Annotated in this window: 15 protein-coding genes, 2 tRNA genes, 3 rRNA genes, 1 pseudogene and 1 riboswitch; of the genes and pseudogenes, 5 read left to right on the top strand and 16 right to left on the bottom strand. The window is 45.2% G+C overall.

What is annotated here, in order from left to right; genetic code table 11:
- Positions 1-120: 120 nt before the first annotated feature.
- From ACUN2T_RS02575 to ACUN2T_RS02530, 10 genes are all read right to left on the bottom strand, one after another.
- Positions 121-678, bottom strand: coding sequence for a hypothetical protein (locus ACUN2T_RS02575; RefSeq protein ID WP_445496095.1), 558 nt, complete (start codon positions 676-678; stop codon positions 121-123).
- A 434-nt stretch (positions 679-1,112) separates the two neighbouring features.
- Positions 1,113-2,885, bottom strand: a complete 1,773-nt coding sequence (gene aceK, locus ACUN2T_RS02570; protein ID WP_445496094.1) for a bifunctional isocitrate dehydrogenase kinase/phosphatase — start codon at positions 2,883-2,885, stop codon at positions 1,113-1,115.
- A gap of 62 nt (positions 2,886-2,947) precedes the next feature.
- The gene (aceA, locus tag ACUN2T_RS02565) at positions 2,948-4,255 is read right to left on the bottom strand and encodes an isocitrate lyase (protein WP_445496093.1); all 1,308 of its coding nucleotides are present in this window, start codon (positions 4,253-4,255) and stop codon (positions 2,948-2,950) included.
- Between the two features lie 63 nt (positions 4,256-4,318).
- Positions 4,319-5,917 carry a malate synthase A gene (gene aceB / locus ACUN2T_RS02560; protein WP_445496092.1) on the bottom strand — a complete coding sequence of 533 codons (1,599 nt, stop codon included), beginning with the start codon at positions 5,915-5,917 and terminating at the stop codon, positions 4,319-4,321.
- A 285-nt stretch (positions 5,918-6,202) separates the two neighbouring features.
- Positions 6,203-7,132, bottom strand: a complete 930-nt coding sequence (metA, locus tag ACUN2T_RS02555) for a homoserine O-succinyltransferase MetA (RefSeq protein WP_445496091.1) — start codon at positions 7,130-7,132, stop codon at positions 6,203-6,205.
- Between the two features lie 1,105 nt (positions 7,133-8,237).
- Positions 8,238-8,353: ribosomal RNA gene (rrf, locus tag ACUN2T_RS02550) — 5S ribosomal RNA — on the bottom strand.
- Positions 8,354-8,474: 121 nt separating this feature from the next.
- A 23S ribosomal RNA gene (locus tag ACUN2T_RS02545) occupies positions 8,475-11,385 on the bottom strand.
- Between the two features lie 165 nt (positions 11,386-11,550).
- A tRNA-Ala gene (locus tag ACUN2T_RS02540) sits at positions 11,551-11,626 on the bottom strand.
- Between the two features lie 103 nt (positions 11,627-11,729).
- A tRNA-Ile gene (locus ACUN2T_RS02535) sits at positions 11,730-11,806 on the bottom strand.
- A 69-nt stretch (positions 11,807-11,875) separates the two neighbouring features.
- Positions 11,876-13,420: ribosomal RNA gene (locus tag ACUN2T_RS02530) — 16S ribosomal RNA — on the bottom strand.
- The 16S, 23S and 5S rRNA genes sit together here with 2 tRNA genes alongside, the layout of an rRNA operon.
- Positions 13,421-14,004: 584 nt before the next feature.
- Between ACUN2T_RS02530 and purH the strand changes: the two genes are divergently transcribed.
- Together purH and purD are read left to right on the top strand one after the other, a co-directional pair.
- Positions 14,005-15,594, top strand: coding sequence for a bifunctional phosphoribosylaminoimidazolecarboxamide formyltransferase/IMP cyclohydrolase (gene purH / locus ACUN2T_RS02525; protein WP_445496090.1), 1,590 nt, complete (start codon positions 14,005-14,007; stop codon positions 15,592-15,594).
- A gap of 21 nt (positions 15,595-15,615) precedes the next feature.
- Positions 15,616-16,899, top strand: a complete 1,284-nt coding sequence (gene purD / locus ACUN2T_RS02520; RefSeq protein ID WP_445496089.1) for a phosphoribosylamine--glycine ligase — start codon at positions 15,616-15,618, stop codon at positions 16,897-16,899.
- 18 nt (positions 16,900-16,917) lie between these two features.
- Here the strand turns inward: purD and ACUN2T_RS02515 are convergent, their stop codons facing one another.
- From ACUN2T_RS02515 to nudC, 6 genes are all read right to left on the bottom strand, one after another.
- Positions 16,918-17,559: a DUF1481 domain-containing protein gene (locus tag ACUN2T_RS02515; protein WP_445496088.1), complete on the bottom strand. Its 642-nt coding sequence runs from the start codon at positions 17,557-17,559 to the stop codon at positions 16,918-16,920.
- A 65-nt stretch (positions 17,560-17,624) separates the two neighbouring features.
- Positions 17,625-17,897: a nucleoid-associated protein HU-alpha gene (gene hupA, locus ACUN2T_RS02510; protein ID WP_021322843.1), complete on the bottom strand. Its 273-nt coding sequence runs from the start codon at positions 17,895-17,897 to the stop codon at positions 17,625-17,627.
- A gap of 186 nt (positions 17,898-18,083) precedes the next feature.
- Positions 18,084-18,674 carry a YjaG family protein gene (locus tag ACUN2T_RS02505; protein ID WP_445496087.1) on the bottom strand — a complete coding sequence of 197 codons (591 nt, stop codon included), beginning with the start codon at positions 18,672-18,674 and terminating at the stop codon, positions 18,084-18,086.
- A gap of 77 nt (positions 18,675-18,751) precedes the next feature.
- Positions 18,752-19,420, bottom strand: coding sequence for a deoxyribonuclease V (gene nfi, locus ACUN2T_RS02500; protein WP_445496086.1), 669 nt, complete (start codon positions 19,418-19,420; stop codon positions 18,752-18,754).
- A 4-nt stretch (positions 19,421-19,424) separates the two neighbouring features.
- Complete coding sequence (gene hemE, locus ACUN2T_RS02495; protein WP_445496085.1) at positions 19,425-20,489, bottom strand: uroporphyrinogen decarboxylase; 1,065 nt, start codon at positions 20,487-20,489, stop codon at positions 19,425-19,427.
- A gap of 107 nt (positions 20,490-20,596) precedes the next feature.
- Positions 20,597-21,364 carry an NAD(+) diphosphatase gene (gene nudC / locus ACUN2T_RS02490; RefSeq protein ID WP_445497789.1) on the bottom strand — a complete coding sequence of 256 codons (768 nt, stop codon included), beginning with the start codon at positions 21,362-21,364 and terminating at the stop codon, positions 20,597-20,599.
- A gap of 105 nt (positions 21,365-21,469) precedes the next feature.
- Here nudC and ACUN2T_RS02485 point away from each other — a divergent pair.
- From ACUN2T_RS02485 to thiE, 3 genes and pseudogenes are all read left to right on the top strand, one after another.
- Positions 21,470-22,128, top strand: a pseudogene (locus tag ACUN2T_RS02485) (HAD family hydrolase).
- Between the two features lie 55 nt (positions 22,129-22,183).
- Positions 22,184-22,309, top strand: a riboswitch (TPP riboswitch).
- Between the two features lie 108 nt (positions 22,310-22,417).
- Positions 22,418-24,346, top strand: a complete 1,929-nt coding sequence (thiC, locus tag ACUN2T_RS02480) for a phosphomethylpyrimidine synthase ThiC (protein ID WP_445496084.1) — start codon at positions 22,418-22,420, stop codon at positions 24,344-24,346.
- Positions 24,339-24,977 carry a thiamine phosphate synthase gene (thiE, locus tag ACUN2T_RS02475; RefSeq protein ID WP_445496083.1) on the top strand — a complete coding sequence of 213 codons (639 nt, stop codon included), beginning with the start codon at positions 24,339-24,341 and terminating at the stop codon, positions 24,975-24,977. The genes thiC and thiE overlap by 8 nt, the downstream gene beginning before the upstream one ends.
- Positions 24,978-24,994 lie beyond the last annotated feature (17 nt).

Genomic DNA, 24,994 nt, shown 5'->3' with positions numbered 1-24,994 from the left:
ATTATTCAACGAATCTGGAAACAGTATCACCGAGAAATAATATAAAGAATCCGAAAATAATACTATTCCCGGATTCTTATATAGAAAAGGCTTGGTTACTAGAGCATTAACCGATTAGCATCATGCTTTTGATAAACTCCAAGTGCCTGTTCCATTACCTCGATTAGAAAGAATTGAGGTATATACCTTATATAATTCACCAGGAATGTTAGCAGGAAAACAGGTATCGAGAAACCCTCCATGTACATTATTATAGCCATTAAGGAAACGGATGATATCGCCCTCACGAACTTTACCATCATATTCACTTGTGGTATCTGAAAAAATATACCACGTCCGTGTCCCAACCGGACGTGCTGTTTGATCTGCCGTATAAACATTATAAATTTCAGGTGACGGAGCATAACCATTAATATCAAGGTATCCCCCATTATTCTGGTAAAGGTTCATCAGGAATACCGTATCACCACTGTAAACCTCTGTTCCCATACCTTTTCCGCTCGCAGACAGAATTTGCCATGAACCCGTACCCGGACCGCGTGTCGGCGAAGTAGCCGTGTATACGTTATATTTGGCTCCCGGCACATTTGCATAACCATTAACATCCAAGTATCCACCATTTCCAAGATAGTTATTTCTAATATGAATCTTATCGCCATACAGAATTACACTAGCCATTATTAACTCCTTAAATAATTTCATTAAGTGATATAAAATTTTAATGATTTCAATTAAGACTCAAAAATATTCATTATTTTTTAGTCATTAGCTGTAACAAAAAATATATTTTCTAAACCCAGTGAAATTATAGATCATATAAAAAATTATAAGATATATTTTTATTTCTTAATACAATCATTAAATCTGTGGTTTTTAATTTAAAACCTGATGATATCAATTTAATAACAACTCTATATATTCTATTGAATTTAAAATTTATTTTTATTCTGGACACGCATATATCGCACAAGGAAAATGAAATGGAATTGATTTATATCTCATTCAGAGAAATAATTTAATGAGGAGAATAATATTAGCTATTGATGAGCAACATATTTGACTAATAGTTGATGAAAACAGCAGTTGCCAATAGCAACTGCCATAAGTAAAAATCACACTGAATCTTTGGAGGCAACAGCACAACGGGTTTCCGCATCATTAATCTCAATTCGCTGGCTAAACCGTTGTTTACGGCGATACGCAAATACATCTTCCACATGACCACTTTTAATTCGTTCCTGTAGTGCCCGCCAGTAATCAGCTTTGAATAAATTACTATGCATCTCTTCAAAATAACGGCGAATACGACTGTCAGTACAAAGAAAATGCCGGAATTCCTCAGGAAAAACATCATTTGGTGCCACGCTGTACCAAGGTTCACTGGCAAATTCATCTTCTGGATAACGCGGCGGCGGTATATCGCGGAAGTTAACTTCCGTCATATAACAGATTTCATCATAGTCGTAGAACACCACACGCCCATGCCGTGTCACACCAAAGTTTTTGAACAACATATCTCCGGGGAAAATATCCGCCGCCGCAAGTTGTTTAATCGCATTGCCATATTCTTCAATCGTATCTTTCAGTTTCTGTTCATCCACCTGTTCCATATAGATATTCAACGGTGTCATCCGGCGTTCCATATACAGATGCTTAATAAGGATCTTATCCCCCAAATCTTCCAGTTTTTCCGGTATTTCTTTCTGCAACTCAGCCATTAGTTCAGAACTGATACGGACCTTATCAATAACGAAATTTTCGAATTCCTGTGTGTCAGCCATTCTCCCCACACGGTCATGCTCTTTGACCAGACGGTAACACTCCTGCACCCGATCCTGCGTCACCTCTTTCTGTGGCGCAAATTTATCTTTAATAACCTTGAAGACTCTATCAAGTGAAGGGGAAGTAAACACCAACATCACCATCCCCTTAACACCAGGAGCAATCATAAATTGCTCTTTAGAGAAGGTAATGAATGCCAGATATTCCCGGTAATATTCTGTCTTACCATGCTTCTGACAACCAATTGCCATATAAAGCTCAGAAGTCGATTTGGCCGGCAAAATTTCTCTCAGCCACTCAACCAAAGCCGCCGGCAAAGGCGCATAAACCATAAAATAGGAGCGGGCGAAACCAAATACGATGCTGGCATCAGCCTGATCAGTCAAACAAGTATCAATAAAAATCCCACCGGATTCGTTATGATGGATTGGCAATAAGAAAGGATAAACCTGATTTTCAATGCGGATTTTACCCACTAGCCAGGCGGCTTTGTTACGATAAAACAGTTCATTCGCTATCTGAAATGTCGCCTGTAATAATTCCCCAACTGGAAATGTTCGTTGCAGATAATCCGTGATGTAACGAATATCCCTCTCCAGATCTTCCCAGTGCAAACGCAGCGGCAGATCATTAAATATTGTCCGTAGCATTGAAGCAAGATTGCCATTAGGGAAAAAGTCACGGGATAACGGCCGGGGAATATCCCGAAATCTGCGAGCTGGCTGGGAGGTAAAAATAAATAACTTATCCGGCGTCAGGTTACGATGCTCAAACAGACGGCAATAAACAGAATTAAAAAAACTTTCGGCAATTTCAAACCGGGGATAATCCGGTAATAAACTGGTATAAACCACCTTCACTTCGGCAATGTACTCTTCATCATACCCGAAAGCACCATGTATACATTTTAGCTGCTCAACGACCAACCCAACATGGTGATCATAAAGATTAATACGCTTTTTCATCGCTTGCTGAACGGCGCGCCAGTCAGCCTGTTCAAAGCGTTGCTGTGCACCTGAAGTCACCTCTAAAAAGCGACCATACTGTGCATCGAATCCTTGTAAAATCGTTTGTGCTATCAGATGTGCTGAATCTATCCCCATCGCAACTCCTCAATATATTCAGCCTGCAATAAGCAGGCTGAATAGAATAAGAAACACAGCAATCAGAACTGCTGCTCTTCCGTAGAACCAGTCAATGCAGTGACCGATGATGTCCCACCCTGAATAATCGTGGTCACTTTATCGAAATAGCCTGTACCCACTTCCTGCTGATGGGAAGAGAAAGTATAACCACGCTCAATGGATGAAAACTCTCTTTCCTGCACCTTCTCCACATAATGTTTCATACCTTCGCCCTGCGCGTAAGCGTGTGCCAAGTCGAACATGTTGAACCACATACTGTGGATACCCGCCAGAGTAATAAATTGGAATTTATAGCCCATTGCTGACAGTTCAGCCTGGAAACGCGCAATGGTCTTATCATCCAAATTCTTTTTCCAATTGAACGACGGAGAACAGTTGTAAGCCAATAATTTACCGGGATATTTGGCGTGAATCGCCTCAGCAAAACTGCGAGCCATTTCGATATCCGGTGTTGATGTCTCACACCACACCAAGTCAGCATACGGCGCATAAGCCAAGCCACGACTAATCGCCTGATCGATACCTGCTTTGGTACGGAAAAATCCTTCATAAGTCCGTTCGCCAGTAATAAATTCACTGTCATAAGCGTCACAATCAGAAGTCAGCAAATCAGCTGCATCGGCATCTGTACGGGCAATGAGCAGTGTCGGCACGCCAGAAACATCCGCGGCCAGGCGCGCAGCAACCAATTTTTGAATAGCCTCTTGTGTCGGAACCAGAACTTTACCGCCCATATGACCACATTTTTTCACGGCGGCAAGTTGATCTTCAAAGTGAACAGCCGCAGCGCCAGCCTCAATCATGGCTTTCATCAATTCAAACGCATTCAGAACACCACCAAATCCTGCTTCCGCATCTGCCACAATTGGCAGAAAATAATCGGTATATTCCGGGCTATCAGTACCAATGCCATTTGCCCACTGAATCTGATCTGCACGGCGGAAACTGTTGTTAATACGTTTTACCACCGCTGGAACCGAATCCACCGGATAGAGGGATTGATCAGGATACATACTGGATGCGGTGTTAGCATCAGCCGCAACCTGCCAGCCAGAAAGATAAATCGCCTCAATACCCGCTTTTGCCTGCTGTAATGCCTGTCCGCCGGTCAATGCACCCAATGAGTTCACATAACCTTTCTTTGCTTTGCCATGCAGCAATTCCCACAGTTTTTTAGCGCCAAGCTGTGCCAATGTATGTTCGGGATTAACCGAACCGCGCAATTTGATCACATCTTCCGCACTGTATGTGCGAATAATTCCATTCCAGCGAGCACTTTTCCATTCCTGTTCCAGTTGAGCAATTTGTTGAGTTTTGGAGATTGTCATGACTTCTACTTCCTACTCTTTATTAAATTAATCGGATAATGGTGATTTATTATTATTCGTTGCTTAGTCGAGCAATTGATATCCCGGCAGTGTCAGGAAATCTATTAGCTCGTCCTGAGTCGTAATACGCTCCATCAACTTGGCCGCATCGTTAAATCGCCCTTGGCTGAAACGTGTTTCTCCAACTTCTTGCTTAATGACCTCCATTTCCTCTTCCAACATTTTCCTGAACAAACTTTTTGTCACTTTTTTACCATTGGATAATGATTTTTCATGATGAATCCATTGCCAAATGGATGTCCGAGAAATTTCTGCTGTCGCAGCATCCTCCATCAAGCCATAGATAGGCACGCACCCATTTCCTGAAATCCAGGCTTCAATGTATTGAACCGCTACGCGAATATTGGCTCGCATCCCTTCTTCAGTACGCTCTCCGGGACAAGGCTCCAGCAATTGCACAGCCGTAATAGGCGCATCTTCCCTGCGGGAAATAGCTAACTGATTTTGCTGTTCTCCCAATGCCTTATCGAAAATCTCCATTACCGTATCGGCAAGACCTGGATGAGCAATCCATGTACCATCATGACCATTACACGCTTCCAACGCTTTATCCGCCCGGACTTTATCTAACACCCATTTGTTGTGTTCAGAATCTTTGCTTGGAATAAAGGCGGCCATTCCCCCCATCGCAAATGCTCCACGTTTATGACAGGTTTTAATCAGTAAACGGGAATAAGCACTCAGGAAAGGTTGATCCATCGTGACAGATTGACGATCAGGTAAAACCCGATCACCATGATTTTTCAGTGTCTTGATATAGCTGAAAATGTAATCCCAGCGACCACAGTTAAGACCAACGATATGGTGACGAAGATGGTAAAGAATCTCATCCATCTGAAATACAGCGGGCAAAGTTTCAATCAATACAGTTGCTTTGATTGTACCTCTCGGCAAATCAAAGCGATCTTCTGCAAAACTGAATACATCACTCCACCAAAGCGCTTCGTGGTAAGACTGAATTTTGGGTAAATAGAAATAAGGGCCACTCCCTTTTGCCAGTAATTGCTTATAGTTGTGGTAAAAATAGAGCGCGAAATCAAACAATCCGCCGGCAATGGGTTCATCCTGATAGAGAACATGTTTTTCCGGTAAATGAAGCCCCCTTACCCGTGCGATCAAAACAGCAGGATCTGATCGTAACTGGTATTGTTTCCCCTGCTCATTAACGTAAGAAATTGTGCCATTAACAGCATCGCGTAAATTGATTTGCCCCTCAATAACCTTATCCCAAGCCGGTGCTAAGGAATCTTCGAAATCGGCCATGAAAACTTTTACATTTGCATTCAAAGCGTTGATAACCATTTTCCGTTCTACTGGTCCAGTGATTTCTACTCTGCGGTCACGGAGATCGGTTGGAATATTTTGAATTCCCCATTCACTTTCTCGAATGGAACTGGTTTCCGAAATAAAATCAGGCAATTCGCCGCCATCAATTTTCTTCTGCCAAATATCCCGATCCGCTAATAGTTTTTTCCTTATATCAGTAAACTGAACAACCAGATTTGCCAGAAAATCTACCGCTTCAGGCGTCAAAATCTCCTGCTCTGCCGCTCCAAATCGCTTAAAAAACGATAATTCAGTCGCTAAAGTTTGCTGCGTCATTCACTCATCCTCATTTTAAAACACACTTGAATAAGAGTAATCGATATTTAAAATAAATCAAAAACGATTTCCATTTTTAAATAAATTTATTTTTATTCAAGAAAAAACAATGAATTAAATGACAAATTACTCATGTATAATTAGAGAAATTGATTCCATAAATTATACAATCATTTTGTTAAGTTTTTGTTATTTAAGATAAACTACAAAAAGTGCGGTATTGACAGAAGATCAGAAAAAAATCCGGGTGGTGGAATGGCTGAAATTCAGCCATTTATGAAGATATTAATCCAGTGTTGGATTCATGTAGGTAAGATCATATGGGGTAATCTGATACACATAGTAATTCAACCAGTTAGAGAACAATAAATGCCCGTGGCTGCGCCATGATGCCAATGGTTTTCTTTCTGGATCATTATCTGGGAAATAATTTACTGGGATCTTTGGATCCAAATCTGCCGCTAAATCACGTAAATATTCACCAGCCAGTGTTCCGGCATCATATTCAGGATGGCCCGTTATAAACACCATGCGTTTATCTTTGCTCGCCAGTAAATACACGCCGGCATCCTCAGAGCTGGAAAGAATATCCAGATCGGTATGTTGACGAATAACCTGCTCAGGAAAGTCCGCATAGCGGGAATGGGGAGCAAAAAAGGATTCATCAAATCCTCGAGTCAATAGTGCCAGAGGATCCAGAGTAGTATGATAGTAAACGCCTGATAATTTTACTTCTCTGGTAAACTTCGGCAAACCATACAAAATATTCAAAGCCGCTTGTACCGCCCAACAGATAAATAGAGTAGAAGTTACATGCTCTTTTGCCCAACTAATTATTCTTTCGATTTGTCCCCAATATGCCACATCTCCAAATTCAACTAACCCCAATGGAGCCCCAGTGACAATTAAACCATCAAAATTTTGGTGTTTTATCTGCTCGAAATCACAATAAAAGTTATTCAAATGCTCAATAGGCGTATTTCTACACTTCCGGTTATCTACTCTGAGTAACTGAATATCTACCTGTAAAGGTGTGTTGGATAGCAATCGTAAAAATTGATTTTCTGTCTCAATCTTCTTTGGCATCAGGTTAAGCAGCAATACCTTTAGCGGACGTATATTTTGAATATCTGCGCGGGTAGATGTCATCACGAACACATTTTCGTCTCGTAAGAAATTCACAGCAGGTAATTCATCCGGTATACAAATTGGCATGCTATAACCTCGATTTTTATCCGTTTATACGTTTAGACTTCTAGATAGCTAAATTTAACTAAGTATTAGCTGAATGTCGAGGCTTTACAAGTAAGCTGAAATTATTTCATTTTGTCCATACTACGATGTCCAACATGATAATAGTTAATAAATTTTTAATATTTCAAACAAGAAATAATTTAAATTTCATTTTTATATAAAAATATAATAAGGTAAATTTACTTAAAAACGGATTGAAATACATATAAATTTCTCTGAGACAGATATTCAAACTCATTATAATCTGCCAACAACCCGCTCAATAAGCTAGCTCTATGAATATATGAAAAGACTCCCATCATAACAAGCTGAACTTAGAATATCGTGACTCATTTTCTTTCTATCAGTTTAAAAGACTTATTTAATTTATTTATCAGCGATTCTATACTCCACTTATTTTACATTTACCTAATCTACCATAATCATTTAAACGCGCGAATACAGCGGCATTAAAGCTTTTATATCCAGAGCCGATTTAACGCAATAAATACAGATTTTCAGAAGGAAAATTAATGCTATTTAATCGAAAATCATTAACCATTAATAGAAAGTTGAAAAGAAATCTGCGCGCAAAAGAATATTTTCCGAACAGAGGGGGGTTTAAGTATTTTCTCATCGGCTATTTTACGAAAAAACCCAAAAATAACACAATAAAAAAGGGATAAAACGGTTAATTTGGCCGGATTTAAGCCATGAAAAAAGGGGGAGGGGGATTATCCGAAAAAAAAGGAAGGCGTATTTTTAAATCATCAAGCTATTTAATTGCTGATTAATTGCTGATTTATTAAGACAAAATAAAGGATGATGACCGATAAAACCTGCTCAGGATTTCTCGTAAACCTTATGGACGGGGAATAGTCTTTAATAACCATTCAGTCTGTTTTTTTAATTACATGTGATTTATTTTTAAATAAAATATTCATTCTAAAAATGTAAAATCGCGCCCTGGTTTCTTCAAGAAAATGCACATCGAATGAAGCCGGTCAATAGGCCAGTCTGTCAATAACAGCATCCCCCAAAACGCAAAAACCCCCAGCTTACGCTGAGGGGGTTCGCTTAATGCAAAGCCTGGCAGTTCCCTACTCTCACATGGGGAGACCCCACACTACCATCGGCGCTACGGCGTTTCACTGCTGAGTTCGGCATGGGGTCAGGTGGGACCACCGCGCTATCGCCGCCAGGCAAATTCATTCCATTCCAACCGTGATACCCGCCTTTAACAGCTCGCACCACCATCAGAACCAATCCGGTCAACAAGCTAAAATTCTTTTCGTCTCTCTCACCAAAACACCTTCGGTGTTGTAAGGTTAAGCCGCTCGGTTCATTAGTACTGGTCAGCTCAATGCATCGCTGCACTTACACACCCAGCCTATCCACGTCTTCGTCTCAAACGTTCCTTCCGTGACCTTAAAGTCAAGGGAAGACTCATCTCAAGGCAAGTTTCCCGCTTAGATGCTTTCAGCGGTTATCTCTGCCGCACTTAGCTACCGGGCTATGCCATTGGCATGACAACCCGTACACCAGCGGTGCGTCCACTCCGGTCCTCTCGTACTAGGAGCAGCCCCTTTCAATCTTCCAACGCCCACGGCAGATAGGGACCGAACTGTCTCACGACGTTCTAAACCCAGCTCGCGTACCACTTTAAATGGCGAACAGCCATACCCTTGGGACCGACTTCAGCCCCAGGATGTGATGAGCCGACATCGAGGTGCCAAACACCGCCGTCGATATGAACTCTTGGGCGGTATCAGCCTGTTATCCCCGGAGTACCTTTTATCCGTTGAGCGATGGCCCTTCCATTCAGAACCACCGGATCACTAAGACCTACTTTCGTACCTGCTCGAGCTGTCACTCTCGCAGTCAAGCTGGCTTATGCCTTTGCACTAACCTCACGATGTCCGACCGTGATTAGCCAACCTTCGTGCTCCTCCGTTACGCTTTGGGAGGAGACCGCCCCAGTCAAACTACCCACCAGACACTGTCCCCGTTCCGGATCACGGAACTGGGTGAGAACATCGAACATTCAAGGGTGGTATTTCAAGGATGGCTCCATGCAGACTGGCGTCCACACTTCCTGGCCTCCCACCTATCCTACACATCAAGGCTCCATGTTCAGTGTCAAGCTATAGTAAAGGTTCACGGGGTCTTTCCGTCTTGCCGCGGGTACACTGCATCTTCACAGCGAGTTCAATTTCACTGAGTCTCGGGTGGAGACAGCCTGGCCATCATTACGCCATTCGTGCAGGTCGGAACTTACCCGACAAGGAATTTCGCTACCTTAGGACCGTTATAGTTACGGCCGCCGTTTACTGGGGCTTCTATCAAGAGCGTCGCGCTTACGCGCTAACCCCATCAATTAACCTTCCAGCACCGGGCAGGCGTCACACCGTATACGTCCACTTTCGTGTTTGCACAGTGCTGTGTTTTTAATAAACAGTTGCAGCCAGCTGGTCTCTGCGACTGGCTTCGGCTCCGGATGTTTCTTCCTTCACCTGCTGCCAGCGTGCCTTCTCCCGAAGTTACGGCACCATTTTGCCTAGTTCCTTCACCCGAGTTCTCTCAAGCGCCTGAGTATTCTCTACCTGACCACCTGTGTCGGTTTGGGGTACGATTCAATGTCACCTGATGCTTAGAGGCTTTTCCTGGAAGCCGGGCATCAACCACTTCACCGCCGTAGCGGTTCGTCATCACGCCTCAGTGTTACAGCAGAACGGATTTGCCTGTCCTGCCCACCTGCACGCTTAAACCGGGACAACCGTCGCCCGGATGGCCTAGCCTTCTCCGTCCCCCCTTCGCAGTCACATTCAGTACAGGAATATTAACCTGTTTCCCATCGACTACGCTTTTCAGCCTCGCCTTAGGGGTCGACTCACCCTGCCCCGATTAACGTTGGACAGGAACCCTTGGTCTTCCGGCGAGCGGGTTTTTCACCCGCTTTATCGTTACTTATGTCAGCATTCGCACTTCTGATACCTCCAGCGCGCTTCACAGCACACCTTCGACGGCTTACAGAACGCTCCCCTACCCAACGACACCTTAGTGTCGCTGCCGCAGCTTCGGTGCATGGTTTAGCCCCGTTACATCTTCCGCGCAGGCCGACTCGACCAGTGAGCTATTACGCTTTCTTTAAATGATGGCTGCTTCTAAGCCAACATCCTGGCTGTCTGAGCCTTCCCACCTCGTTTCCCACTTAACCATGACTTTGGGACCTTAGCTGGCGGTCTGGGTTGTTTCCCTCTTCACGACGGACGTTAGCACCCGCCGTGTGTCTCCCGTGATACCATTCTTCGGTATTCGCAGTTTGCATCGGGTTGGTAAGCCGGGATGGCCCCCTAGCCGAAACAGTGCTCTACCCCCGAAGATGAATTCACGAGGCGCTACCTAAATAGCTTTCGGGGAGAACCAGCTATCTCCCGGTTTGATTGGCCTTTCACCCCCAGCCACAAGTCATCCGCTAATTTTTCAACATTAGTCGGTTCGGTCCTCCAGTTAGTGTTACCCAACCTTCAACCTGCCCATGGCTAGATCACCGGGTTTCGGGTCTATACCCTGCAACTCATGCGCCCAGTTAAGACTCGGTTTCCCTGCGGCTCCCCTAAACGGTTAACCTTGCTACAGAATATAAGTCGCTGACCCATTATACAAAAGGTACGCAGTCACCCCCATAAATGAAGGCTCCCACTGCTTGTACGTACACGGTTTCAGGTTCTGTTTCACTCCCCTCGCCGGGGTTCTTTTCGCCTTTCCCTCACGGTACTGGTTCACTATCGGTCAGTCAGGAGTATTTAGCCTTGGAGGATGGTCCCCCCATATTCAGACAGGATACCACGTGTCCCGCCCTACTCGTTGAGCTCACAGTGAAGAGGGTTTAGTGTACGGGACTTTCACCCTTTACTGTGCGACTTTCCAGACGCTTCCACTCACCCCTTCACTGATGCAGACTCTGGGCTGCTCCCCGTTCGCTCGCCGCTACTGGGGGAATCTCGGTTGATTTCTTTTCCTCGGGGTACTGAGATGTTTCAGTTCCCCCGGTTCGCCTCGCTTGACTATGAATTCATCAAGCGATAGTGCAACGGATTGCACTGGGTTTCCCCATTCGGACATCGCCGGTTATTACGCTTCATATCAGCTTACCGACGCTTTTCGCAGATTAGCACGTCCTTCATCGCCTCTGACTGCCTAGGCATCCACCGTGTACGCTTAGTCGCTTAACCTCACAACCCGAAACTGTCTCGGCTTGCAGATTGTTGAGAGACTCATCAATAACCCCTCGGGGAGATTATTGACTGTATTCAATTTTCAGCTTGTTCCAGATTGTTAAAGAGCAAAATAATTCACAGCATACTGTCGCCAATATACTCTGAACTATTATTTTAGTATGGTGGAGCTAAGCGGGATCGAACCGCTGACCTCCTGCGTGCAAGGCAGGCGCTCTCCCAGCTGAGCTATAGCCCCATACAAATTCGTTATCGCCGGTTTACCCTCACCAACTCACTTAACCGCCGGACAGTTCAACGCCAGCCACGCCGCGTTCGAAAAATACCAGGACAAGTCAATTTGGTAGGCCTGAGTGGACTTGAACCACCGACCTCACCCTTATCAGGGGTGCGCTCTAACCACCTGAGCTACAAGCCTGTTACGATAATTTACTCTGTTCTTTCATCAGACAATCTGTGTGAGCACTGCACTCAACTGCATCTCAGGTAAGGAGGTGATCCAACCGCAGGTTCCCCTACGGTTACCTTGTTACGACTTCACCCCAGTCATGAATCACAAAGTGGTCAGCGCCCTCCCTTAGGTTAAGCTACCGACTTCTTTTGCAACCCACTCCCATGGTGTGACGGGCGGTGTGTACAAGGCCCGGGAACGTATTCACCGTAGCATTCTGATCTACGATTACTAGCGATTCCGACTTCATGGAGTCGAGTTGCAGACTCCAATCCGGACTACGACAGACTTTATGTGTTCCGCTCACTCTCGCAAGCTCGCTTCACTTTGTATCCGCCATTGTAGCACGTGTGTAGCCCTACTCGTAAGGGCCATGATGACTTGACGTCATCCCCACCTTCCTCCGGTTTATCACCGGCAGTCTCCTTTGAGTTCCCGCCATCACGCGCTGGCAACAAAGGATAAGGGTTGCGCTCGTTGCGGGACTTAACCCAACATTTCACAACACGAGCTGACGACAGCCATGCAGCACCTGTCTCTCAGTTCCCTAAGGCACTTCGCTGTCTCCAGCAAATTCTGAGGATGTCAAGAGTAGGTAAGGTTCTTCGCGTTGCATCGAATTAAACCACATGCTCCACCGCTTGTGCGGGCCCCCGTCAATTCATTTGAGTTTTAACCTTGCGGCCGTACTCCCCAGGCGGTCGATTTAACGCGTTAGCTCCGGAAGCCACTCCTCTAGGGAACAACCTCCAAATCGACATCGTTTACAGCGTGGACTACCAGGGTATCTAATCCTGTTTGCTCCCCACGCTTTCGCACCTGAGCGTCAGTCTTCGTCCAGGGGGCCGCCTTCGCCACCGGTATTCCTCCACATCTCTACGCATTTCACCGCTACACATGGAATTCTACCCCCCTCTACGAGACTCCAGTCAACCAGTCTTAGATGCCGTTCCCAGGTTAAGCCCGGGGATTTCACATCTAACTTAATTGACCGCCTGCGTGCGCTTTACGCCCAGTCATTCCGATTAACGCTTGCACCCTCCGTATTACCGCGGCTGCTGGCACGGAGTTAGCCGGTGCTTCTTCTGCGGGTAACGTCAAAATACAACCCTGTTCAGGTTATACCCTTCCTCCCCGCTGAAAGTACTTTACAACCCGAAGGCCTTCTTCATACACGCGGCATGGCTGCATCAGGCTTGCGCCCATTGTGCAATATTCCCCACTGCTGCCTCCCGTAGGAGTCTGGGCCGTGTCTCAGTCCCAGTGTGGCTGGTCATCCTCTCAGACCAGCTAGGGATCGTCGCCTCGGTAGGCCATTACCCTACCGACTAGCTAATCCCATCTGGGTTCATCCGTGGGCGTGAGGCCTTTTCAGGTCCCCCACTTTGGTCTCGCGACATTATGCGGTATTAGCCACCGTTTCCAGTGGTTATCCCCCGCCCTCGGGCAGATCCCCAGACATTACTCACCCGTCCGCCGCTCGTCAGCGAAAGTGCACGCACTTTCCTGTTACCGCTCGACTTGCATGTGTTAGGCCTGCCGCCAGCGTTCAATCTGAGCCATGATCAAACTCTTCTATTAAAAGCTTGATGCTCAAAGAAACTGACTGTTCATTCGTAATGAATTCACTGTTGTTCACTCTTCAAGACTTTAAAACGTATTTTTTTGTGATACGGTCTTGTGAGTGCCCACACAGATTGTCTGATTAATTGTTAAAGAGCAGGCTGAAATAAAAATTGATATTCTCGTTCAGCCGGGCTGCGTATATTACGCTTTTCGCCCGCAGAGTCAAGCGCTTATTCACTTTACTCTGCCTGGCCTCACACGTTTTGTCAGCGTTGTGTCGGTCAGTGGTGGCGCATTATAGGGAGTTCTTCGGCGCTGGCAATAATTATTTTAAAGAAAATTGATCGTTTGATTAATTCCACAGCAAAATCCCACTTTATACTCATTTACCAACAGACTTATCCACAAATGGTTAGTTGGGTTAAAATTTATCGAGCATCACGCAAACGTTTTCGTTACAATTCGGTGGCTAAAATCATTACGTGATTTTAGCTGACTGTTCTGAAATGTTATTGCAGTGCCCATTTTTCATGTCCTGATAATAGTAGGTTCTTCCCAATAACATGTTATTGCCTTATAAAATCCAAGGGATCAAACCAATGCAACAGCTTCGTCCAATCCGTCGTGCCCTGCTTAGTGTTTCCGATAAATCAGGGATTGTTGAATTTGCAAAAGCCTTATCTCAACGCGGTGTTGAATTACTTTCTACTGGCGGCACAGCCCGTTTACTGGCTGACTCTGGTCTGAAGGTTACTGAAGTTTCAGATTACACCGGCTTTCCTGAAATGATGGATGGACGCGTTAAGACCCTGCATCCTAAAGTACATGGCGGAATCCTTGGTCGCCGCGAGCAAGATGATGAGATCATGGAGCAATACCAAATCTCACCAATTGATATGGTAGTTGTGAATCTATATCCATTCGCACAAACTGTTGCTAAACCAGATTGCACTTTGGAAGATGCTGTTGAAAACATTGATATCGGCGGACCAACAATGGTTCGCTCTGCGGCTAAGAACCATAAAGATGTTGCGATCGTAGTTAATAGTAATGATTATGAAAAAATCATTGAAGAGATGGGTAACAATCAAGGTTCACTGACACAATCGACCCGTTTCGATTTAGCAATTAAGGCATTTGAACACACCGCTGCTTATGACAGCATGATCGCTAACTATTTTGGCAAACGGGTTCCGCCTTATTACGGTGACACCACTCAACCATCAGGACGTTTCCCTCGTACCCTGAATCTGAATTTCACTAAAAAGCAAGATATGCGTTACGGCGAGAACAGCCATCAGGACGCCGCTTTCTATATAGAAGAGAATATCTCTGAAGCGTCTATCGCAACGGCAACTCAATTACAAGGTAAGGCGCTTTCCTATAATAATATTGCAGATACAGATGCAGCTTTGGAATGTGTTAAGGAATTCTCAGAGCCTGCATGTGTTATCGTTAAGCACGCTAATCCATGCGGCGTAGCAGTAGGTAAAGATATTCACGAAGCCTATGATCGTGCATTCAAAACAGACCCTACCTCAGCTTTCGGCGGTATTATCGCGTTCAACCGCGAACTTGATACTAAAACTGCACAAGCCATTATCGATCGCCAATTCGTTGAGGTAATTATCGCCCCTTCAATAAATGAAGATGCATTACCCATTTTGGCTACCAAGCAAAATGTCCGTGTTCTGGTCAGTGGCAAATGGGAAACCCGCGTTGCTGGTCTTGATTTCAAACGTGTTAATGGCGGCCTGCTAGTACAAGATCGCGATCTTGGTATGGTAACCACAGACAGCTTACGTGTAGTTTCCAAACGTCAACCTACGGAACAAGAAATGAAAGATGCCCTGTTCTGTTGGAAAATCGCTAAGTTTGTCAAATCAAATGCAATTGTTTATGCAAAAAATGATATGACTATTGGTATCGGTGCAGGCCAAATGAGCCGCGTCTGTTCTGCAAAAATTGCTGGAATTAAAGCCGCCGACGAAGGTTTGGAGGTTCAGGGGTGTGCAATGGCTTCTGACGCATTTTTCCCATTCCGTGACGGCATTGATGCAGCAGCGGCTGTCGGCGTAAGCTGTGTTATCCAACCAGGCGGTTCTATCCGTGATAACGAAATCATTGCAGCGGCTGATGAACACAGTCTCGCCATGATTTTTACTGGCATGCGCCATTTCCGCCACTAATCAATAGTAGGAGTGAATTGAATGAATATTTTAATTATTGGTAGCGGTGGACGCGAGCACGCTCTGGCATGGAAAGCAGCTCAGTCTCCTTTGGCTGATAAAGTCTATGTTGCTCCAGGCAATGCAGGAACCGCTCTGGAGAGCAATCTGGAAAATATTGATATCTCAGCGACAGATATCAATAGCCTATTAGCATTTGCGCAAAGCCATAATATCGGGCTGACTATCGTTGGCCCTGAAGCGCCATTGGTCATTGGTATTGTCGATGCATTCCAAAAAGCAGGGTTGACTATCTTTGGTCCAACTCAAGCAGCCGCTCAACTAGAAGGCTCAAAAACATTCACCAAAGATTTTCTGGCACGCCATCAGATCCCAACCGCAACTTATCAGAATTTTACAGAAATCGAACCGGCGCTCGCCTATCTGGATAAAGTCGGCGCTCCTATTGTCATAAAAGCTGACGGGTTGGCTGCGGGTAAAGGTGTGATTGTTGCTATGACACTGGAAGAAGCCCAGTCCGCCATAAAAGATATGCTGGCCGGAAATGCATTTGGTGATGCAGGTCATCGGATTGTTATTGAAGAGTTTTTAACTGGCGAAGAAGCTAGTTTTATCGTTATGGTCGATGGCAAGAATGTTGTTCCTATGGCAACCAGCCAGGATCACAAGCGCGTAGGTGACGGTGACACGGGTCCGAACACTGGGGGGATGGGGGCCTATTCACCCGCACCGGTCGTCACCGATGCAATCCACCAGCGTATTATAGAAGAAATTATTTATCCTACGGTTAATGGTATGGCTGCTGAAGGTCATGTCTATACCGGTTTTCTTTATGCCGGGTTGATGATCAACCAGCATGGCGAACCGAAAGTGATTGAATTTAACTGTCGCTTTGGTGATCCGGAAACTCAACCAATCATGATGCGTATGCGTTCCGATTTAGTTGAACTTTGTCTGGCCGGTGCAAAAGGCGAGCTTGCAGGTAAAACGTCTGATTGGGACGAACGCCCTGCTCTGGGTGTAGTGCTGGCTGCTGGCGGATATCCTGCCAATTATCACAAAGGGGACATTATTCATGGCTTGCCCCAACAAGAAAATGAAAGCATCAAGGTTTTTCATGCAGGTACAGCGCTGAAAGACGGTGATGTTATTACCGCAGGTGGGCGTGTTCTGTGTGTTACCGCTTTGGGAAAAACCATTGCCGACGCACAGAAAAACAGTTACCAGCAAGCAGAAGAGATTGAATGGAGTGGCTGTTTTTACCGCAAGGATATTGGATACCGGGCAATTAACCGGCTGAAATAATCACAAAACTGACGGAGGTCAGAGGCTGTCCTTCGTCGGTTCCCAACGACAGAAGTCGTTATTAGCTACCAGCAGTAATTCGCGGCCAGCCGAAGCTTCCAACCAAGCAATGGTTAATTGACCGTAGCTTCTTTTTTCGCGCTGTTCAAGCCATGACCTCGCGTAAGGTTCAAACTCGACGGCAATCGTGTCACCCGCACAAGTAGTGACTTTGCCGTTATGCCAGTGCCCTTGCATCAAACGCACATTTCCCACGATCAGCGCATCACTTAATTCAAGAGCCCGTTTAGCGTCAAACTGCATACGAACAATATCATCACTGGAAAGGGGTTCACGCCGCGTTTTTGACTGCTTTTGCATAAAAATCACATCACCGGATTTATCTAAACGAAGTTGTTCAGCCAATGGCTTTTCATCATTCAGGATTTCACGACGAATTTGACGTAAATCGCCCTGTTTATATTCATAAAAAGTCACGATGGTATTGCCATTACGATAAGGACTGTAAACACTCATTAGAACCAGAGGCTGACTATTTTGATCGTTGAGGCGCCACAAGCGGACAACGCCATCATCTGCGATGAATCCACTTGCACTAAAAGAAGGTTCTTTGGGTTGATTGGTACAGGCGCTGAGCGCGAAGACGAATCCTAGTGTCATCAGCCCCTGACGAACCAACAAAAGGGGATAAACACCCCTTCTATCTTTTCTTTTTTGCAATGAAATTATTTAACTGCGTCTTTCAGTGCCTTGCCAGCAGAGAAAGCAGGTACGTTCGCCGCAGCGATTGTAATTTCTTTACCGGTTTGAGGGTTACGGCCAGTACGCTCTGCGCGATGGTTAACTTTGAAAGTACCAAAGCCCACCAGCTGTACTGAATCACCTTCTTTCAGGGATTCAGTAATTGCATTCAAAGTTGATTCCAGAGCAGCTTTCGCCTGAGCTTTGGTCAGATCTGCGCTTTCTGCGATTGCATCAACTAATTCAGTCTTATTCATAGATTATCCTTACAGTGTGTTTATCGTTTGCAAAGCATCGAGTGCGACGGATATGCCGAATGACAGCACCCCTGCATACACGCACCGATAGCCACTTCTTTTCGCCCCCCAAATGTAGAACAGAGTGGGGGCAAAAGTGAAGCCTTTGAACATGGCATTTAAAGCATTAAATCACGTTTTTTCACTTTACTGCGTTAAATTTATGCCAATGTTGCTAATTCCTGACTCCCGAAGGTCAGCTTTCAATCCTTTAATCAACTCAATATCCCGCTCTTCACAGCCGGCCAATAAGCGATAAATTTCCCATTGAATGTCCCACTCTTGTTCAATGGCAGGTGAAACTTTTAATTCTTCATCGGTCATTTCTTTCCCAGCGTGGGTCATTTCAAGCATAGCAACAGTGCGAATTGAAATTTCACTCACAGCAATTGTATGCTCCAATCTCTCACCACTCAGACGGGCATGGAGCATTTCCCCTAATGCAATACACGCATCAATTGCCGGGTACACACCGTAAATATCATAATCATCGGCTGACGGAATGATCTGTTCCAACTTTTCCAGCTGATTATCAAAATTAACCTTGGCATCTTTTACCACTAATGTTTCCCACACCAAATCCAGAATACGGCGGTAAAGTGCAGGTTCCGCGAACGCTGTCTGACGACAGAACATCTGGTAATTTGGATACATCCGTTCGCATAAACTCGCCATGAAAGTCAGATGCTGCCAGCTTTCAAGTTTTTCCAGCCGTAAATGTATCGGGTTTCGTAACATTAGTTCTTACTCATTAATGCATAATTTGCTTCGCAGTTTACCTGAAATTCAAGAAGATCCACACGCTTACACCGAATTTAAGGATTTTTCTGCATCATTTGTTCAAAAAACGCCCTATTTGAGGCGATACCATCCGCCCAACGGGTAGTTTCAGGTAGACGATAACCTCTCACACAACGCTCTACCCATAGCAATGCACTATCAAGACTGATTCTGTGTCCTGTAGAAATATACAATGGATTACAACGTTTTTTACTGCGCCATACCCAACCAATCTGCTCCTCTTTATCAATCAAAGGCTGATAACTGCCGGGTTGCTCATTCAATGGTTCACTTTCACCACATAAACGACGTTTTGCCACACCAATCGTAGGTACATGCGCCAATAAACCAAAATGGCTGGCAACACCTAAACGACGTGGATGAGCGATACCATGGCCGTCCACCATGACCAGGTCAGGTGTGTGTTTCAGCAATTGCCAGGCAGCCATCAATGCAGGGTATTCACGGAAAGAGAGTAAACCAGGGATATAAGGAAGCGTAGTTTCAATTCGGGCTATCTGATACTCCACCAGTTCAAGGGCAGGATAAGAGAGAACAGCGATAGCGGCACGGGTAACCGTTCCTTGCTGTTCAAAGCCCACATCAGCACCAGCAATCAATTTTGGTGAGGAAAAATCATCATGACGAATGACTTGTTGAGCCTTTTCTATTTGTTCCTGACGTAATGCTTTCGTGTTAATCATATTTTTACTGATGATATTTAGCTGAAAGTTTATGTACCGCTTCAACAAATACACCAGCATGTTCCGGCGGTACATCTTGATGGATACCATGACCAAGGTTAAAAACATGACCAGAACCCACACCAAAACCTTGCAAAATTGTCGAAACTTCCTGCTTAATCCGCTCTGGAGCGGCGTATAACATAGATGGATCCATATTGCCCTGCAAAGCCACTTTATTCCCCACACGACGGCGCGCATCAGCAATATCTGTCGTCCAGTCCAAACCCAAGGCATCACAACCCGTTTCAGTCATTGCTTCCAGCCATTGCCCGCCACCTTTGGTAAACAATGTTACTGGCACACGGCGGCCTTCATTTTCACGGATCAGGCCATCAACAATTTTGTGCATATAACGCAGGGAAAACTCGCGATAATCCCGACCTGTCAGCACGCCTCCCCAAGTATCGAAAATCATCACGGACTGAGCACCCGCTTTAATCTGGGCATTAAGGTAAAGGGTAACGCTGTCTGCCAGTTTATCCAGCAATAAGTGCATGACGGCGGGTTCGGCATACATCATTTTTTTGATTTTAGTGAATGCCTTACTACTACCGCCTTCCACCATATAAGTCGCCAGTGTCCACGGGCTACCGGAAAAGCCAATCAAAGGAACCTGACCCGCCAGAGCCTTACGGATTGTACGCACTGCATCCATCACATAACCCAGTTCCATTTCAGGATCAGGAACCGGCAGTTTTTCCACATCAGCACGACTTAAAATAGGGAATTTAAAACACGGGCCTTCACCTGCCTCAAAATAGAGTCCCAACCCCATTGCATCAGGAATAGTGAGAATATCAGAGAAGAGAATTGCCGCATCCAGCGGATAACGTCGCAAAGGTTGCAAAGTGACTTCGCAGGCAAGTTCAGTGTTTTTACATAAAGCAATAAAATCACCTGCTTCAGCACGAGTAACTTTATACTCAGGCAAGTAGCGGCCCGCCTGACGCATCATCCATACAGGTGTAACATCAACGGGTTGGCGTAGTAAGGCTCGCAAATAGCGGTCGTTTTTCAACTCATTCATGACAGGCTCCGTTTATTGATTGGCCGCAATATTATCTGACTGCAATGATTAGACACCATTGTAACATGACAGATAGATCTCTCCCGTTAATTGCGCCAAACTGTATATTATGCATTTCGGCACAGACCAACTGTATCTTCAATCAACCGACGGGCAATAGTATTATGCGGTGGAATTAATGGTAGTTGATCATAACGGTACCAATTTGCACTGATCAATTCTTTCGGATCATGGCGGATCTCACCGCTATCATAATCAGCCAGAAATGCCATCATCAGTGAATGCGGGAAAGGCCATGGTTGAGAAGCCACATAGCGTAAGTTGCGGATTTTAATATTACTCTCTTCCATGACTTCTCGGGATACAGCTTCTTCAAGTGTTTCACCTACTTCAACAAACCCAGCAAGCACTGTATATATGCCACCACGATGGCGCTGATGCTGAGCCAGTAAAATCTGATCATCACGACGAATACCGACAATAATACAAGGCGCAATCTGCGGATAATAACGCTCATGACAATGGTTACACAGACAAGCCCATTCACTGACACTGTGGTTCATTTCATTGCCACAATAACCACAATATTGATGGGAACGATAAAACTCTGCTAGCTGTACTCCCCGGCCAGCTAATTGAAACAATCCGTGATCATTTGAAGCAATTTGCCGTAGCGAAACCATATCGGAAGACATTTCTTGACGAATAAGCCAAACTTTCTCGCCCTGCCATTCACCGATAGGCAATGCTATTTTTCCTTGCAGTAACCATTGAGTCGCTATTCCAAAAGGTAATTCACCTTTTGGGAGCCAAATACGATTCTCATCGCTGACAATCCACCAGCCTCGTTCTATACCTGTTACTTGTTGCTGCATCATCATTATGGCATCTTATTTATTACAAATATCTGTATAAATCATACGCTTTTTAGTCAAAAAAAGAGTATTTTTGTTACTGTTTATCATAAGGAACACAATACCATGTCACAACTGCTTGCAGTATTTGATCTGGATGACACCTTAATCTCCGGTGATTCCAGCGCTATATGGACAGAGTTTCTATGGGAAAAAAGCATCATTACTGATCCAAGTTTTATTGAAGCAGATAAAAAAATGATGGCTGATTACAGCGCCGGTTCACTGGATATGAGTCATTATCTGGCATTTAGCCTGCAAACACTGCATCAAGTTTCACAAGAACAAGTTGATCTTTGGTTGAGTTTGTTAAAGAAAAAATCAGACCTCGATTTTATCCACAAGCCAAAGCGCTAGTTGCAGAGTATCAACAGCAACAAATTCCGGTCATTATTATCTCAGCCACTGTCTCTTTTATTGTGAAAAAGATTGCTACCGAATTAAATATTCACACTGCACTAGGCATTGATATGGTGATGGAAAATGGCTGTTATACCGGCCAAATAGACGGTATTGCGACTTTTCGTGAAGGTAAAGTCAAACGGATCAAACAGTGGCTGGAACAACAAAATAGTTATCCTGAAATTATCCGTTTTTACAGTGATTCAATTAATGATCTACCAATGTGTCAATTTGCCGATGAGGTAATTACTATCAATGCCGATACACGTTTAAAAGCCGAAGCACAACAACAAGGCTGGCAACAATTAACCTGGTCATTGTAAATATTTTCAATCAGTAAGAGTTGTAGTTTTCATAATCCCTTCTATACTACTGTTTACTTTCTTGTCGGAGTGCCTAGCGTAAGCTGTTTTATCGCAGCATACACAGGCTGAGACCGTTAATTCGGGATCCGCGGAACCTGATCGGGTTAAGACCCGCGAAGGGAACAAGAGTAATCAAGCGCTGTCGGATAACTCAGTTTTCTTACCAAGAGTCTATCCAGCCACCAATCATTACTCCCTGCGAGCTCCAGACAAGCAATTTTCCCAATAACACGGTTAGGAATTTGCTATGTCTAATAATATTGTTATCCCTGCAACCGATATTTCACCAAAACCCAGCCCAGCACGCCCACGTAAAGCTCAACGCGATGCCGCTCAGGAATTTATTAATTCTATTCAAGGCGTCGCGTTCCCTAATTCACGACGAATTTATCTCCAAGGTTCACGTGACGATATCCAAGTCCCAATGCGGGAAATTCAGTTATCACCTACTTTGATCGGTGGAACAAACGAAGAACCGCAATATGAGGAAAACGAAGCTATCCCTGTTTACGATACTTCCGGCGCTTATGGCGATCCTGATTCCATGCTGAATGTGCATGTTGGGTTAACTAAACTGCGCCAGCAATGGATCGACGAACGTCAAGATACAGAACCCGTTACTGCCCTCAGCTCTGATTTTACTCAGCAACGTCTGGCGGATGCTGGTCTCGATCATTTACGTTTTAATAACCGCCCTCATCCATTAAAAGCCGGTAAAGGCAAACGCGTGACTCAATTGCACTATGCCCGTAAAGGCATCATCACACCGGAAATGGAGTTTATCGCACTACGGGAAAATATGGGGCGTGAACGTATCCACGGCGATGTACTACGCCAACAACATGCCGGGCAAGGCTTCGGTGCTCAGTTGCCAGAAAATATCACACCAGAATTTGTCCGTCAGGAGGTCGCTGCTGGCCGGGCGATTATTCCTGCCAATATCAATCATCCTGAATCAGAACCCATGATTATTGGTCGTAATTTTCTGGTGAAGGTTAATGCTAATATCGGTAACTCTTCAGTCACCTCTTCTATTGAGGAAGAAGTAGAAAAGTTAATCTGGTCTACCCGTTGGGGAGCGGATACGGTAATGGATCTCTCCACTGGCCGTTATATCCACGAAACCCGCGAATGGATCTTGCGTAATAGCCCGATTCCTATCGGTACAGTCCCCATTTATCAGGCTCTGGAAAAAGTTAATGGCGTAGCGGAAAACCTCACCTGGGAAATGTTCCGTGATACCTTGCTGGAACAAGCTGAACAAGGGGTGGATTACTTCACCATTCATGCTGGTGTATTACTGCGCTATATACCGATGACAGCCAAACGCCTCACCGGAATTGTTTCCCGCGGGGGTTCAATCATGGCGAAATGGTGTCTATCTCATCATCAAGAAAGCTTCCTCTACCAACATTTCCGTGAAATTTGTGAACTCTGCGCTGCTTATGATGTTTCTCTATCACTGGGAGACGGTTTACGACCCGGCTCTATTCAAGATGCCAATGATGAAGCGCAGTTTGCAGAACTGCACACATTAGGTGAACTGACTAAAATTGCCTGGGAATATGATGTTCAGGTGATGATCGAAGGCCCCGGTCATATTCCTATGCAGATGATCCGCCGTAATATGACAGAGGAATTGGAACATTGTCACGAAGCCCCTTTCTATACCCTTGGCCCACTAACAACAGATATTGCACCCGGTTATGACCATTTCACTTCCGGTATTGGTGCTGCCATGATCGGCTGGTTTGGCTGCGCCATGCTCTGTTATGTAACGCCAAAAGAGCACCTCGGCTTGCCAAACAAAGATGATGTTAAGCAAGGGCTAATTACCTACAAAATTGCTGCTCATGCCGCCGATCTCGCCAAAGGTCATCCCGGGGCGCAAATCCGCGATAACGCGATGTCTAAAGCACGTTTTGAATTCCGTTGGGAAGATCAGTTTAATCTGGCGCTTGATCCAGGCACCGCACGTGCCTATCACGATGAAACGCTGCCACAAGCCTCCGGCAAAATTGCGCATTTCTGTTCTATGTGCGGGCCTAAATTCTGCTCGATGAAGATCTCTCAGGAAGTACGCGATTATGCCGCCAGCATGGAACAGATGTCAGAAGAATTCCGCGCCCGCGGTAGCGAGCTATATCACAGTGCGGAGGGAGTCTCTCATGAGTAATCTGCCTAATGCCCCATTTGCCCCGACTGAACACAGATTGGGGCTGTATCCGGTCGTGGATTCACTGGAATGGATTTCCCGCCTGTTAAAGGCAGGAATTACCACTATCCAGTTACGAATCAAAAACCTGCCAGAAGATCAAGTCGAGAGAGAGATTAAGCAAGCCATCACGCTCGGCCATCAATATAACACCCGTTTATTTATTAACGATTACTGGCGACTGGCAATCAAACATGGCGCTTACGGTGTTCATCTGGGACAAGAGGATGTAGATAATGCCGATCTGAATGCAATCCAGGAAGCCGGATTGCGGTTAGGTATTTCCACCCACGATGAACAAGAATTGGCATGGGCAAAATCTTTACATCCATCTTATATCGCCCTCGGCCATATTTTCCCGACGACTACCAAAGCAATGCCCTCTTCTCCGCAAGGGCTCGAAGCACTAAAACAACAGGTAGAAAACACACCGGATTACCCTACTGTCGCTATTGGAGGCATCTCTCTCGAACGTATACCGGATGTTATTGCTACGGGAGTTGGCAGTGTGGCACTGGTCAGTGCGATTACCAAAGCAAAGGATTGGCGTCAGGCAACCGCGCGGTTGCTTCATCTGGTTGAAGGCATTTAGTTGAAGGGATAGAGAGG

It is taken from the genome of Photorhabdus machadonis (assembly GCF_052657765.1).
Note: the sequence above shows the minus strand (reverse complement) of the source record. Positions and strands in the feature narration are given on the sequence as shown.